The 14,935-nt window shown below is 49.0% G+C and carries 13 protein-coding genes; 1 reads left to right on the forward strand and 12 read right to left on the reverse strand.

What is annotated here, in order from left to right; translation table 11 throughout:
* The first annotated feature begins 133 nt into the window (after positions 1–133).
* The gene (locus H8Z76_RS10785; protein WP_186982481.1) at positions 134–1,174 is read left to right on the forward strand and encodes a DUF6709 family protein; all 1,041 of its coding nucleotides are present in this window, start codon (positions 134–136) and stop codon (positions 1,172–1,174) included.
* A gap of 56 nt (positions 1,175–1,230) precedes the next feature.
* Here the strand turns inward: H8Z76_RS10785 and H8Z76_RS10790 are convergent, their stop codons facing one another.
* The 12 genes from H8Z76_RS10790 to thyA all read right to left on the reverse strand — a co-directional run bounded on the left by H8Z76_RS10790 (position 1,231) and on the right by thyA (position 14,856).
* The gene (locus H8Z76_RS10790) at positions 1,231–2,172 is read right to left on the reverse strand and encodes a DUF1002 domain-containing protein (RefSeq protein ID WP_243240534.1); all 942 of its coding nucleotides are present in this window, start codon (positions 2,170–2,172) and stop codon (positions 1,231–1,233) included.
* Positions 2,173–2,245: 73 nt separating this feature from the next.
* Positions 2,246–3,181: an alpha/beta fold hydrolase gene (locus H8Z76_RS10795; protein ID WP_022515473.1), complete on the reverse strand. Its 936-nt coding sequence runs from the start codon at positions 3,179–3,181 to the stop codon at positions 2,246–2,248.
* A 108-nt stretch (positions 3,182–3,289) separates the two neighbouring features.
* Positions 3,290–5,053 carry a single-stranded-DNA-specific exonuclease RecJ gene (gene recJ, locus H8Z76_RS10800; protein ID WP_186982482.1) on the reverse strand — a complete coding sequence of 588 codons (1,764 nt, stop codon included), beginning with the start codon at positions 5,051–5,053 and terminating at the stop codon, positions 3,290–3,292.
* Positions 5,046–5,786, reverse strand: coding sequence for a tRNA pseudouridine(38-40) synthase TruA (truA, locus tag H8Z76_RS10805; protein ID WP_186982483.1), 741 nt, complete (start codon positions 5,784–5,786; stop codon positions 5,046–5,048). Before truA ends, recJ begins: the two co-directional genes overlap by 8 nt.
* A 138-nt stretch (positions 5,787–5,924) precedes the next feature.
* A complete protein-coding gene (locus H8Z76_RS10810; protein ID WP_186982484.1) occupies positions 5,925–7,193 on the reverse strand; it encodes a peptidoglycan-binding protein in 1,269 nt (422 codons plus the stop codon).
* Between the two features lie 120 nt (positions 7,194–7,313).
* The gene (locus H8Z76_RS10815) at positions 7,314–8,378 is read right to left on the reverse strand and encodes a branched-chain amino acid aminotransferase (protein WP_022515477.1); all 1,065 of its coding nucleotides are present in this window, start codon (positions 8,376–8,378) and stop codon (positions 7,314–7,316) included.
* A gap of 287 nt (positions 8,379–8,665) precedes the next feature.
* The gene (gene pyk / locus H8Z76_RS10820; RefSeq protein WP_022515478.1) at positions 8,666–10,081 is read right to left on the reverse strand and encodes a pyruvate kinase; all 1,416 of its coding nucleotides are present in this window, start codon (positions 10,079–10,081) and stop codon (positions 8,666–8,668) included.
* A 174-nt stretch (positions 10,082–10,255) separates the two neighbouring features.
* Positions 10,256–10,753 (reverse strand): acetolactate synthase small subunit, encoded by a 498-nt coding sequence (gene ilvN, locus H8Z76_RS10825; RefSeq protein WP_022515479.1) that lies wholly within the window; start codon positions 10,751–10,753, stop codon positions 10,256–10,258.
* Positions 10,754–10,764: 11 nt separating this feature from the next.
* A complete protein-coding gene (gene ilvB / locus H8Z76_RS10830) occupies positions 10,765–12,486 on the reverse strand; it encodes a biosynthetic-type acetolactate synthase large subunit (RefSeq protein ID WP_186982485.1) in 1,722 nt (573 codons plus the stop codon).
* A gap of 25 nt (positions 12,487–12,511) precedes the next feature.
* Positions 12,512–13,465 carry an AEC family transporter gene (locus tag H8Z76_RS10835; RefSeq protein ID WP_147618894.1) on the reverse strand — a complete coding sequence of 318 codons (954 nt, stop codon included), beginning with the start codon at positions 13,463–13,465 and terminating at the stop codon, positions 12,512–12,514.
* Between the two features lie 38 nt (positions 13,466–13,503).
* On the reverse strand, positions 13,504–13,995 hold the full coding sequence (locus H8Z76_RS10840) for a dihydrofolate reductase (RefSeq protein ID WP_186982486.1): 492 nt from the start codon (positions 13,993–13,995) through the stop codon (positions 13,504–13,506).
* Positions 13,996–14,007: 12 nt separating this feature from the next.
* On the reverse strand, positions 14,008–14,856 hold the full coding sequence (gene thyA, locus H8Z76_RS10845; RefSeq protein ID WP_186982487.1) for a thymidylate synthase: 849 nt from the start codon (positions 14,854–14,856) through the stop codon (positions 14,008–14,010).
* Positions 14,857–14,935: the final 79 nt, after the last annotated feature.

The raw sequence follows: 14,935 nt of genomic DNA on the forward strand, positions 1-14,935 counted from the left end.
CATCGTTTCTACTTATACTACCAACTTTCCCCCCGAAAATCAAGCCGCATCCGCCTTGATTATTTTCTGTAAAAACCGTATACTTAAAGCTGCGACAACTTTTCGCATTATTTTACCTTTCGGAGGAATCACGTTGGAAAATTACGAACATCATATTACGAAAAGCATACGTTCTTTATATAAAAAGCGGCTTCCCGCACCATTAATCTATCTTGCGCTGCTTATCTTTATCTGGTTTTATTTTAATATTTCATCGGTTGTATTTCCTTTAAAAACAGGAACTTCCGATTCTTTTGAGCTGCTTTATGACAGGCATCATCATTACATTCAGACCACACTGTCCGAGTTGTATTTTACCGGCTACACCCAGTCTGAATTCGGGCACAACAGCGGCTATTACTACTACACCCTGCGTGACGACGAATGCCTGATCGTGCTCTTATCGCCTTCCACCTGTGAAGAAGGTCTTCCGGAGATCAAAGAGGCTACCGTGACCGCGCGCATCTTACGCGGCACTTCCTCTTACGAGCGTCTGTTAGACCATCTGTCCGATGACCTCAGCTGGACCGATGACGGCATCCGCGTAGAACTTTCCGATTACTATCTGAGTGAGCCGGATTTCAAACCGGTCACCAACAATATCCTTTTAATCTTTCTGGCACTCAGCGGGTTATACGCAGCCTTCAGCGCACTCAGTTTCCTGCTTTATCTGGCAGTTCCGTATCTTGCGCCTCCCTGCCGCAGCCTTGCCCCATTCGGCCGGCCAAAGGATCTGCTCGCGCTTGCCGAGGAGGAACTTGCGACACTGCCGCAGCTCGCAACCGAGGATATGTTTATCACAGAGCACTTTTTTATCGAGACTTCAAACTATGGGATTGCCATTGTACCGATCAAAGAGATCGTCTGGATCTACAAACATTCAACGCTGCACAAGGTTTTCTGGTACCACTTTAGTATATCCTATACGCTGCATATTACCGCAAACCATCATGTATACATTCAGTGTCCGAAAAACATCAAGTCCGACATCGACGGTATCATCGACTATCTTGCGGAAGCAAATCACGATATCTTAGTCGGGTTTAACGAAGAGAACCGCAGGAAAGTCCAGAAGATCCAGGGAAATCCCCTGCAGATGGAAAAATTTATCGCGCTCTTAAAAAAGAAATTCTAAATCAAAACGGGATGCACCTTACTTTGTGCATCCCGTTTTTTTTGCTTCCAGGCGGTCTATCCGAACAGATTCTGGAAGAAATCCGAAATTGCCTTCCAGAGGTTCGCAAAAAATGTTCCGATCTGCGATCCGCTGTCTGTCACCGATGTCAGACTGTCCAGCAGCTTCTGCGCTTTGTTGATCGTATCCGCGTCCAGATTCAGTTTGCTTAATTTTAAGAGCAGATCCACAATCTGCGCCTTCTCTTCATCTGTCAGGGAAATGTCATATTCCTCACACGCGGCATCCACCGCATCCTGTATCCCCTCTTCATCATCCAGCCCGTTTTCTACCATCTGCTGCTTTAAGTACGCGATCAGGCTCTCCAGATCCTCACCATCCACATTCGATATGCTGTCCTCCAGCCGTCCGGTCACGACCAGCTCGTTGAGCGCGCCATCGATGATGTCCTCCGGGATTTCCTGTCCGGTCATCTCGGAATAAGCTTTAAAGATTCCGACCAGTGCCGCCGTACCGGAAATGGAGGTCGGTCCCGCCACTACGATGTCCGCATCCGTGATCCCCGCAGTCGCGCAGGCGTTCTGATACATTCCCTCGGTACAAAACGAAATATTCTTCGTCTGGATATCCAGTCCGCTTCCACTGTCCTTCTTTACGATCACCACCGAAGAGAGGGATCTCGATCCGATCTCGCTTGACGCGATATAGGAATCCAGATACGAATGTTCCTCACTGTTTGTAACATATACGACATCATACTGATCTAACTGTGACGCGTCCACGCCCATCAAAGAAAGCACGGTTGCCTTCTGATCTTCCGTCAGATCCGCTCCCAGAGACAGATAGGGTTTATCTGCCGCCGTGATCTGTGACGTGCTCTCTCCGGCATCCTGCTGCTCGATCGTTCCGGTCACGGTACCTGCTCCCACCGTAACCGAAGATGAAAGCATCGCTACCGCGAGCAGTGCGCCGACCAGTGGTTTTACGATTTTTTTCATATTGTTCCTCCTTGGATACTGCCCCATTCTCCGTAAGATATTGTGCCACAAACCTTTTTCTTTGTCAAAATTTCTAAAGCCGCGCCTCCAGCCAGTCCGCGATATCGCGGTAAACGGTCTCTTTGTCCGTCTCATTTAATATCTCATGCCGGTCGTTCTCATAAAGTTTGCAGCTGGTATCCAAAATACCCGCTTCCTGATATTTTTTGTATACATACTGCACGCCCTCTCCCAGATTTCCGACCGGATCATCCTTGCCGGAAACCAGAAACAGAGGAAGCGTTTTCGGGATCTTTGCGATATTCTCCGGCCGGTTGTCAAAATAGACTGCCTCAAACAGCCCGAGATACGCGTTATTGGAAAACGTAAACGTACATCTCGGATCCGAATAGTATGCCTTTACGATCTTTTCATCCTTCGTAAGCCAGCTGTTCCCCGCGTCTGCACCGGTCAGATCATAGCGGTGATACGGCTTTCCAAACGTCAGTTTACGCACAAGGTCACTGTGATAGTCCCATCCGTGTATTTTTGCCGATGCCGTCACCGCGCGGATCGCGATCTTCACCTGGCTGTCCGGAATATAACCGGTTCCCATGATGACCGCCCCGGCAAGCCCCGTTCCATAAATCGACAGGTATTTGCGCAGCATATAAGACCCCATGCTGTGCCCGAGCATAAAATAAGGAAGCCCCGGATGCTCCTTCGCGGTCAGCGTCCGCAGTGTGTTCATATCCGCAATGACCGTATCACTCGGCTGATCGGCAAAATATCCCCAGTCTTTTTCTGTCTCCACCGACGCTCCGTGTCCCAGATGGTCATGTCCCACCACAAGGAAGCCAAGAGACGCCAGATACGAGGCAAAGGCGTCATACCGGTCAATATACTCGATCATGCCGTGCGTGATCTGCAGAACTGCCCGGTACTCTGCGGTATCTGGCAGCCAGCGCACTGCATGGATCTGTGTCTTTCCATTTTTCGATAAAAACGTAAATTCTTCTTTGGTTGGCATTTCATGATCCCCCTGTTATCCATTCGTATGATTGTTGTTTTATTTTACAATCTTTTTTCTGCGGCGGCAATCCCGCATCGGCAGATTTTATAGTAATTTCATAATCGTTTAACGGTATTTCTGCACCACGATCTGAATGCTGCGCTCCCCGTTATATTCGTTGATCTTCGGATAGTAGACAAAGGACATCGCAACCTTGCTGCCTCTGCCCGCCTTTAAGCGCTCTGTTTCCTGTTCGCCGTACTTTTCAAGCACATACGAAAAAAAGTCCTCCGGATCGCCAAAATGAACCGCCTGCATCCATCTGCCGTCCTCCATGACAAGCGACAGGCGCAGGACATTCGCGTTTTTTCCGACCACGCGCGCACTGTGTACCAGAATATTTCTGGCGGCGAAAACCGGCTTTGTGTTTTCCTTTCCGAACGGTTCCAACAGATTGAGCTGCCCAATCAGGCGTTCCGTGATATAACATAGCGGCATGGCAATGTCGATGTTTACAACCGGAGCAAAATCCGCCTCGGTGAGTGTACAGTTTTCATTCATGCGCCTCACAAATTCCGGGATATTTTCCTTTGGCAGTGACAGTCCTGCCGCCATCGGATGCCCGCCGAATTTTGTGAACAGATCCTTGCACTTTGTCATTTCCTCATACATGGAATACGCTTCGATCGAACGCCCGGAGCCTTTGACGCCATCCTCCGCATCGGTAAGGACGAACACCGGATGATTGTAACGCTCGCGGATCCTGCCCGCAATGATCCCCGCAAGACTCTCGTGGCAATCCGGCAGATAAATGATCATGACCTTCTGCCGGTCGATCCCATCCGCCCCGATCTTTTCACATGCGGCTTCCACGCCCTGGTGCGTCATATCCTTGCGGCTCTCATTCAGTGCGATCAGATCCGACGCGTACGCAGACGCTGTCTTTTCATCCTCCGCAAGCAGCAATTCCAGGGAGCGCTTCGCCGTGTCGAGACGTCCGCTCGCATTGATGCAGGGTCCGAGCACAAAACCGATATGGTAGGATTTTACTTCTTCGGGTCTTAAATTGTTCTGTAAGATCAGCGCCCGCATCCCCGGACTTTTCGTGTGATGCAGCTTTTCCAGACCGAGACGCACGATCAGACGGTTTTCTCCGGTCAGATCTACCACATCCCCGACGGTCGCAAACGCCGCGTTTTCCAGAAATTCATCCGCCTCTTCCACCGGTATTCCACAGGTCTCATATAACACCTGGATAAATTTCCACGCGATCGCCGCGCCACAGAGCATTTTGTACGGGTACGCACAGTCCGGCTGATGCGGATTGACGATCGCGTCCGCTTCGCTCTTTAAGTAATGGCGTTCCCCGTCCGTCTCCTCAAACGGGATGTCATGGTGATCGGTCACAACAACGGTCATGCCCTCCTTTTTCGCGTAGGCGATGGCATCGAGCGCCGCGATGCCGTTGTCACAGGTTAAGATCGTATCGACCCCGTCCTCCTTCGCCCGGAGGATCAGGTGCTCATTGATCCCATATCCGTCCTTCATGCGATCCGGTATTTTTACACTGGCACACGCGCCCACACGCCGCAGTCCTTTTAGCAATATGTACGTTGCACTGACACCGTCAATATCATAGTCCCCGATGATGCGGATCTGCTTTCCCTGTTTGATCTTATCGGTGATAATGGATACTGCTTTTTCCATGTCACGCATCGTTCGCGGATCATGCAGCCCCTCCGTTCCTCCGTACAGATAGGATCGGATCTCGTCCATCTCGGTCACATCCCGGTTCCGGATCAGCCGCGCGATCACCGGATCGATCGAAAATGTCTCTCCGATCTTCGCGAAATCAGCTCCTTTCCGGATCTCTATCCAGCGCTCATTCATAATCCACCCCCACCAGTGCCAGTCCACGCGGGGAGATCGTATACCCTGCCTGCTCTCTGTCTCTGCTTTCGAGTGCCTCGCCCACGGATTCCACGCTCCGTTTTCCAAGCCCCACTTCTACCAGTGTTCCGACGATGATCCGTACCATGTTCTGCAGAAAGCCATTTCCGGTGATCGTAATCTCCACCTGTTCTTCCTTCTTCCCGATCGTGATCGCCATGACATTGCGCACCGTGGATTTTTTTATCTTCCGGTTTCCGCAGAACGCGAGAAAGTCATGTGTCCCAATGAGTAACTTCGATGCCTCCCGCATCTTCGCAAGATCCAGTTCCTCCGGAATCACTTCCACCCATTTGCGCAAAAACACGTCCGCCTTTGGCGCATTCCAGATCGTATAGCGGTAGGTCTTTTTTACCGCATGGTAACGGCTGTGGAAACGGAGCGGTACCTCCTCGATCTCTAGCACCCGGATATCCTCAGGCAGATATTCGTTTAAATAGGTAAAGATCTCCTCTTTATCAAAATGCTCTTCCAGTTTAAAATCCGCCGTCTGTGCCAGCGCATGCACCCCCGCGTCTGTCCTTCCGGATCCATGTATTTCCACGGGATGCCCTGCCATGCGCTCCAAAACAGCCTCCAGCTTCCCCTGTATCGTCATATCCGTATTTTTCTGCGTCTGCCAGCCTTTATAGCGGCTTCCGTCATATTGCAGAATGATCTTGTAATTTTTCATTTCTATTTCCTCTTGTCTTCGTTCTTTCCTGTCCTGCTATGATCTCCAATGGAATTGATTATAGCACCAAAACGCATTTTCCGCCACCGGCAGCGGAAAAACGTGTGCCGGTCCCGCACACGCCGTTCCACCTGTCTGCTATACCAGTTCCGCGATCCTCGAAACCCCGACATAGATCTCCGAGATCCGAAACCAGGTCGGGAAATCCACCACTCCGGTCACCGGAAGTCCGAATACCGACTGAAAGACCTCCACTGCGCGCGCAGTTCCGGGTCCGTAGACACCGTCAACCGCAACGGTCGGAATCGCCGGATAATTCTGCGAGATCCGGTTCAACTGTTCCTGGATCGTGCGCACCTTGGTGCCGGTCGATCCGATCTCCAGATTATAACCCGGCCAGGAAGACGGAATTCCTGAAATCTCCTCTGCCACATTGATATACATATTATTTCCATAATAATAGCGCAGGATCTCGATCGCAGAATAGTTCTGGTCGCCAAGATATTTGCTGCCCCACTGCGTCATCCATCCGCTGCAGGTCACACGCTCTCCATCGCAGTACTGTGTCAGGATCGGCTGTCTGACATTCGGTCTGGACAGATAATTTTCAAACATCTCATCCACCACGCGCGATATATTGGAATAAATATTTCTGCCATATACAAATTTGTGGTCATAGGCAGTCGAAGATGTGATCGTATAGTTATAGCCTTTGTTGCGGTACCACTCCGTATACACGCGGTTTAGCGTAAACGACATGATCGCAAGGATGTTGGCCCGAAGCGTGGCATCCGGCCAGGTCGCATAGATCTCACTCGACGCTACATTTTTAATGTAATCCCGGTATCTGACGTAATAGTCCCTTGCCGTTGAATCCTCCGGCGCTCCGTCATGCACGATGATGTATTCCGGGATCACCACCCGGCTTAACACGATCTCTCCGCTCTCGGTCACCGGCTTGATCTCCGCTTCCGCGATCTTTGCCGGATAATCCCCGTAAAGTGTATTTGCCGGGATCACGATATTGTCGATCGGATCGCCGCTTGCCTGCTCCGGCTCCAACTGTACCTCCTGCAGCGCCGTTTCCTCCGGCAGCACCGCGACACCGGAAATATCGATCGGCCGGAATCCATCCGCCTCCACCTGCACCGTATACTGGGAATAGGGCTGGCTTTCTGACGGCTCCATGGAATATTCTAACGGCGGCGCATTGACCGTAAGGACTTCTGTCTGCCCCGAAATATCTGTCTGCATCTCCTCTACGACCGCTCCCGGCTCTCCGGTATAGGAGATCCTGACTCTGGCTCCCGATATCGGACGAAATCCGGTTCTTGTCGTTACTGCGATCTGCAGTCTTCCCTTATCGACCGCATTGTTCTGCAAATAGCGTAAATTAGTTTCTGACATAAGAACCTCTTATTTCTCATTCCATATATGATATGTAAAAAGCAAAAAAGATGTGCTATGCCGCCGCTTATCGTGCAGACATAACACATCTTTTTGTTTCTTTGGAGTTTTTGGTCGATTTTATTCTACGATCTGTGTCCAGCCATATTTATCTTCCAGCTTGCCCCACTGGATGCCGGTTAAGGTATCATACAGTTTCTGTGTCAGCTCACCGATCTCAAAGTTGTTGATCGTGACAACATCATCTTTGTAACGAAGCTCGCCTACCGGGGAGATAACGGCTGCTGTACCGGTACCGAATACTTCTTCCAGTGTACCGTCATGTCCTGCTTTCATCAGGTCATCTACTGCAAGATGTGTTTCGTTTACCTTGTATCCCCAGTCTCTTAAAATATGGATCATGGAATCTCTGGTTACACCCGGAAGAACGGTTCCTTCGATCGGAGCGGTGTAGATCTCTCCACCGATCTTGAACATGATATTCATGGTTCCTACTTCCTCTACATATTTACGATGCTCACCGTCAAGCCAGAGTACCTGAGCATATCCCATCTTTTCTGCCTTTACCTGTCCTAAAATGGAGCCTGCGTAGTTACCACCGCATTTGGTAAATCCGGTACCACCTTTTACGGCACGAACCAGTTCGTCCTCTACTAAGATCTTAACCGGATTTAAGCCTGCTGCGTAATAAGCGCCTACCGGGCAGCAGATGATCATAAATTTGTAAGAAGATGCCATATGTACTCCGAGTGCTGCTTCCGTAGCAAACATAAACGGTCTGATATATAAGGAAGTATTCGGCTTGGACGGAACCCAGTCAGCTTCCTGTTTTACCAGCGCGCGTACTGCTTCTACGAACATATCTTCCGGGAATGCCGGCATACAGAGTCTTGCGTTGGAATTGATCATTCTTCTCGCATTCATTTCCGGACGGAACAGCTGGATCTTGCCGTCCTCTCTGCGGTATGCCTTTAATCCTTCAAATGTCTCCTGTGCGTAGTGAAGTGTTACACAGGCAGGATCTAATTCAACCGGTCCCTGCGGTACGATTCTCGCGTCGTGCCATCCTTCATCCTTTGTCCAGTCCATGACAAACATGTAATCTGTCATATACTTACCAAAGCCAAGGTTATTCTGATCTGGTTTCTCCTTTAATACTTCTCTTTTTTCAAATCTGATATCCATAATCTATCGACCTCCAAAATTTTTTTGCCGATTTGTTTTTTGCATCAGCAAATCCTTGTCATTCATTATTATACTTTTTTTCTTCTCTGTCAAGATTATTCCCAGGGCTTATGCGGTACATGCTTTAAAGTTATGGTTTTGTCTGTTTCCATAAGGAAAATTCATGTTTCATCCTTGCCGTTCCAGAGACGTGATGCTTTCCTCATCGCTAGTACACAAAACAGAGGCAGGATAACTCCTGCCTCTGTAAAATGTATCGTCTCTATACCAACGATCGTCGATCGACCTTAAACATTCTGTACTTTTAACATGTTTGTAGTACCGGACATTCCGATCGGTACACCGGAAGTGATAACTACGGTATCACCCTTCTGTAAACCTTTTTCTTTTGCAGCAACTGCTACTGCTTCATCAAACAGGTCGAATACTTCTTTCTGCTCATCTAACAGAAGCGGAGTAACGCCCCATGCAAGGTTCAGCTGACGGCATACTTTCTCATCCATTGCACATGCTACGATGTCGCAATCCGGTTTGTAACGGGATACCATCTTTGCGGAACGGCCAGACTTGGTAACGCTGATGATTGCCTTTGCTTTTAAGTCAAGCGCTGTAGTACAGGTAGCGTGGCAGATAGCGTCTGTAACATCCGGGTTTGCTTTTCTGTCATTTTCGAAGAAACGTCTTCTGTAATTGATATCTTTTTCTGTACGCTCTGCGATCTTAACCATGGTCTTTAATGCTTCTACCGGATATGCACCTGCAGCGGTCTCGCCGGAAAGCATGATCGCAACAGTACCGTCATAGATAGCGTTTGCAACGTCAGTTGCTTCTGCTCTGGTAGGTCTCGGGTTCTTGATCATGGAGTCAAGCATCTGTGTTGCGGTAACAACGATCTTTCCTGCCTGATTTGCTTTCTTGATCAGGTTCTTCTGAACAACCGGAACTTCTTCACAAGGAATTTCAACACCCATGTCACCTCTGGCAACCATGATACCGTCTGCTGCCTCTAAGATGCCGTCGATGTTACGAACACCCTGCTCGTTCTCGATCTTTGCGATGATCTGGATTTTCTCGCCGCCGTGTGCTTTTAACAGATCACGGATCGCGATAACGTCTGCTGCTTCACGTACGAAAGAAGCTGCGATGAAGTCTACGTCATTCTCAGCGCCCCAGATAAGGTCTGCCTTATCTTTTTCGCTTAAGTAATCCATAGAAAGGTCTGTTCCAGGAACATTTACACCCTTGTGGTTGGAAACCGGTCCACCGTTCATTACGGTACATACGATGTCATCACCGGATACTTCTTTTACTTCAAGTCCGATCAGACCGTCATCTAACAGGATGGAAGACCCCGGCTTAACGTCTTTCGGAAGCTGTTTGTATGTGATGGAAACTTCTTTTTCTGTTCCAAGGATATCTCTTGCGGTCAGGGTGAATTCCTGTCCTTCTTTTAATTCTACTCTGCCTGCTTCAAAATCACCAAGACGGATTTCCGGTCCCTTTGTGTCAAGCAGCGCTGCAACCGGCAGACCAAGTTCTTTGGAGTATTTTCTTAAACTCTTTAATCTTCCGCCGTGCTCATCGAAATCACCGTGGGAAAAGTTCATTCTTGCAACATTCATACCGGCTTCGATCAACTTCTTTAAAGTATCACCCTTTTCCGTAGATGGTCCCATTGTACAGATAATTTTTGTCTTGCGCATACAGTTGTTCCTCCTATAATTTTACAATAATTTATACAATAATTTTTTATGAAGTAAAGATTTTTCGGTATTTTGCCCATACAAGCCCCGAAAACCCTTTGTTTTTCACCCGAGTATAGTAGCACAAAGTTTTGATCTCTGCAAGCACAGATTACAGTTTTTTTACAATTTTTGTCAACGGCAGGATGTGCTGATCGACTCGATCGCGACTGCCCCTCCCCGGACGACTTCTATCCTTTTATATTTTTCCTTTAAAAGCGCAATTAATTCATTATTTCTGCGCTCCGTCAGTTTGCACTCCAAAAGAACGCTGTCACTGCCGATATCTTCCACCTGCACACCGAACACCTGCGCGATCTGGAAGATCTCCGCTTTCTGCTCCACATTGCAGCCGAGTACCTTCGCGAACAGGATCTCTTTCATGTGGATCGGCACATTGGTGAGGTCGATCACCTTTATGACTTCCACCATGCTGTTTAACTGCTTTTTGATCTGTTCAAAGGTAATGTCATCACTGGACACTCCGATCGTCATGCGCGAGATCGTCTCATCCTCCGTCGTTCCTACCGTAAGGCTCTGCAGATTGTAGGATTTCCCGGAAAAGAGCCCGGAAACTTTTGCCAGTACACCGACTTCATTTTCTACATATAACGCGATCCATCTGTTCTTCATTTCCGTCCCTCCTATTTTAAGATCATCTCACTCATCGGATTTCCGCTCTTTACCATCGGCAGAACGATCTCATCCGAAGCGATCATAAACTCGATAATGACCGGCGCGTCCTTATGTGTCATTGCTTCATCCAACGCAGGTGTAATCTCATCCGCGTTCGTGACACGGATCCCGTACGCCCCGTAGCTCTCCGCAAGTTTTACAAAATCCGGTTCGTACGGCGGACACGCGGGATTCGGTCCCTTGCAGTTCGCCGGACAACTCTTTCTTTTTCTGAGGCAGGTGATCTCATAACGTTTTCCGTAGAAAAGCTGCTGCATCTGGCGCACCATTCCAAGATAATGGTTATTGAACAGACATACAATGACCGGCACTTCCTCGGTCACCGCTGTCGCAAGCTCCTGGATATTCATCTGCATCCCGCCATCCCCGGAAATACAGATGACCGGCCGATCCGGATTTCCTATCTTTGCTCCGATCGCCGCTGGGAAACCGAATCCCATCGTTCCAAGTCCTCCCGAAGTGATGAGCTGTTTGTTTTCGTTCATTTCCAGATACTGCGTCGCCCACATCTGATGCTGGCCGACATCGGTCACAAAGATCCCTTCGTGGAATTTTGCATTGAGTGCTTCAAGGATCATCTGCGGTGTCATCCCGGCATCCCGGCGCATCGCAAGCGGTTTTTCCTTTTCCCACTTTCCGATCCGCTCTCTCCATGCGGCTGTGTCTTTTTCTTCCGCCCATTCGATCAGTTTTTCGAGTGCGCTGTTCGCGTCGGCTACGATCGGCACGTCTACGACCACATTTCGCGAAATAGACGCCGTATCGATGTCAATGTGGATGATCTTTGCCTTAGGCGCAAATTCGTTCAGATCGCCGGTAATACGGTCATTAAAACGGGTTCCTATGGAAAAGAGCACATCACATTCGCTGACCGCTTTGTTGGAAGCGTATTTTCCGTGCATGCCGCAGTTTCCGATATAGAGCGGATGATCGGTCGGCAGGGAGCCTTTTCCCATGATCGTCGTAACGACCGGGATCTGCATTTTTTCCGCGAATGTTCTTAAATTCTTCCCCGCGCCCGCGATATTGACGCCGCCGCCGGCAAGGATCAGCGGTTTTTCCGCGCCCTTTAACAGTTTGTACGCCTTCTTTAACTGACCGACATGCGCACCGGTATTGATCTTATAGCCCCGGATGTCCACATGTGCCGGATAATCCGCAGGTCCCGGCTGCACCTGGATATCTTTTGGGATATCTACCAGAACCGGCCCCGGCTTTCCGCTTGACGCGATCTGAAACGCCATTTTTATGATGCGCCCGAGGTCTTCTCTCCGTCTTACGGTCACGCCGTACTTTGTGATACTGCGGGTCATCCCGACAATATCCACTTCCTGGAACGCGTCATTTCCGATCAGGTTGAGTGGCACCTGTCCGGTAAAGCATACGAGCGGAATACTGTCATAATGCGCGTCCGCGATCCCGGTGATCGTGTTCGTCGCTCCCGGTCCGCTCGTCACAAGGCAGACACCGACCTTTCCGGTGGATCTCGCATAGCCCTCCGCTTCGTGGATCAGCGCCTGTTCATGGCGCGGGAGGACGACATGGATATCTTCCTGTCTGTATAATTCATCCAACAGGTCTGTCACCATTCCGCCCGGATAACCGAAGACGGTATCGACACCCTCTTCCTGCAATGCCTTTACAAATAATTTTCTGCCTGTGATATCCACAAAAATCCTCCTCCTTTTTCTCTTTTTAACCGATCAGTCCGGTACATTTCAACAGATAGATCCAGCCTGTAAGCGTAAACGACGCAAGCAGTGTCGTCGTCACAACGATACTCGCCGTCAGCACTCCGTCGTTTTTCATATTTTTTGCCATTATGTAGCAGCTCGGTGTGGTCGGTGCCGCAAGCATGATAAGGATCCCGATGATCTTTTCCCCGGTAAATCCCATTGCCGCCGCGATCGGAAGAAACACTGCCGTCTGCGCAACCAGTTTGATAAAGGATGCCGCAAGTGTCGGTTTGATCTTTGCAAGCGCCTTGCGTCCCTCAAAGCCGGCTCCCATCGTGACCAGCGCAAGCGGTGTCGCCATGCGCGCCACGTTGTCCACCGTGCGGTCAACGATCGTCGGGAAATGTACGCCGAGCAGCGATACCACAAGCCCGAGGAAAATACCGATGATGATCGGATTTTTTAAGATGTTGATCCCAGCCTGTTTGATCTTTCCCGCGCCCTGTCTTCCGTCTTCCTCATTTGCCTCAAATGTCAGAACTAACACCGAGTAGATATTATAAAGTGGAACTGCTCCTACGATCATGAGCGGTCCCATCGCCGAACTTCCATAAATATTTTCGATAAACGCCATTCCCATGACGGCGGCGCTTCCACGGAAAGATGCCTGTACAAACGCTCCCCGCATACTTTTATCTTTTAAAAACAGCTTTGCCCCTGCCCAGACCGTCCAAAAGCAGATCGTGCTCACGATCGCGCAGAACAGAACGTATTTTAAGTCAAATACCGCCTTGATGTCCACGGTCGATATATCCCGGAACAGCATAAAGGGAAGCGTGACCTTAAAGTTAAACCGGTTCGCCACCGTGACAAAGTTGTCATCCAACATGCCGATCTGTTTTAAAAAATACCCCAGCACCATAACTAAAAAAATCGGCATGGTCACATTGATGCTGTAAATAAAATTTTCCATTCTTACCCTTCTTATCTTATCCTGGTACTGCCCGTTTTTTACGCGTTTTTCTCGTAAGTGAGGAAGAAATATTCAAGGTCAAAACAGGTGTGCTCCTCACTCTCCGCCGTGATCTTCCATTCCTCTTTCTCATCGAGATTCGGGAAATACGCGTCTGCGGTATACGCATACTCGATCTTTGTGATATACGCCTTGTCGCATTCGTCCAGAAACTGGCGGTAGATGCTCTCCCCGCCGATCACAAAAATATCTTCGCTGTCATATTTTTTTAATTCTTCCCGCAGTTCGTCCTCATTATGTACCACGATCACGCCCTCTGCCTGGTAGGACGGATTTTTAGTCAATACGATATTGGTACGGTTCTTTAAAGGCTTCTTGCCCGGAAAACTCTCTAACGTCTTTCTTCCCATCACGACAACTTTTCCGGTTGTCGTCTGACGGAAGAACTTCATATCCTCCGGGATGCTTGTAAGCAGTTTATTCTGATAGCCGATCGCCCAGTTTTTGTCTACCGCTGCAATTAAATTCATCTGTTTTTCCTCCTATACCGCAACCGGAATATTTTTGATCTGTGGTCCGGTCACATAGTCATCTAACCGCACATCATCCGGTGTAAACTGATAAAAATCTGTAATCTCCGGATTCAGCCAGAATTTCGGCGCCGGATGCGTCTCTCTTATGATCAGCTCCTCCACAAGCGGAATATGTCTGTCATAAATATGCGCGTCCGCGATGACATGAACCAGTTCTCCGACCTGCATGCCGCACACCTGTGCCAGCATATGGACCAAAACCGCGTACTGGCAGACATTCCAGTTGTTTGCGGTCAGGATATCCTGGGAACGCTGGTTTAAGATCGCGTTTAAAGTTAGTTTCTCCTCGCCTTTTTTCTGCGTGACATTAAAGGTCATACTGTACGCACACGGATAAAGATTCATTTCATGCAGATCCGCATGTACATAGATATTGGTCAGAATACGGCGGCTGAACGGGTTGTTTTTGAGGTCATAGATCACGCGGTCCACCTGATCCATCATTCCCTCTTTATAGGCGTGCTTTACGCCCATCTGATAGCCGTACGCCTTTCCGATCGAACCGTTCTCATCTGCCCACTCATCCCAGACATGACTGTTCAGGTCATGGATATTGTTCGATTTTTTCTGCCAGATCCAGAGCATTTCATCCGTACAGCTCTTGATCGCCGTTTTCCGCAGCGTGATCGCCGGAAATTCTTTGGAAAGATCATAGCGGTTCACCACGCCGAATTTTTTGATCGTATAGGCACTGCTGCCGTCCTCCCAGTGCGGGCGTACCTTTTCTCCCTCGGTACTCACACCGTTTGCCAGTATATCCCTGCACATATCGATAAAGATCTGATCTGCTAAACTCATTTGCTTCTCCTTTTTTGCATTCACCTGTAATGCTATTAGTTTATTATTTTTTGCCCGCTTATTCAAGTGTATTTTTCCC

Origin of the sequence: Roseburia yibonii (genome assembly GCF_014297335.1) — a bacterium.
GTDB classification, from domain to species: domain Bacteria; phylum Bacillota; class Clostridia; order Lachnospirales; family Lachnospiraceae; genus Roseburia_D; species Roseburia_D yibonii.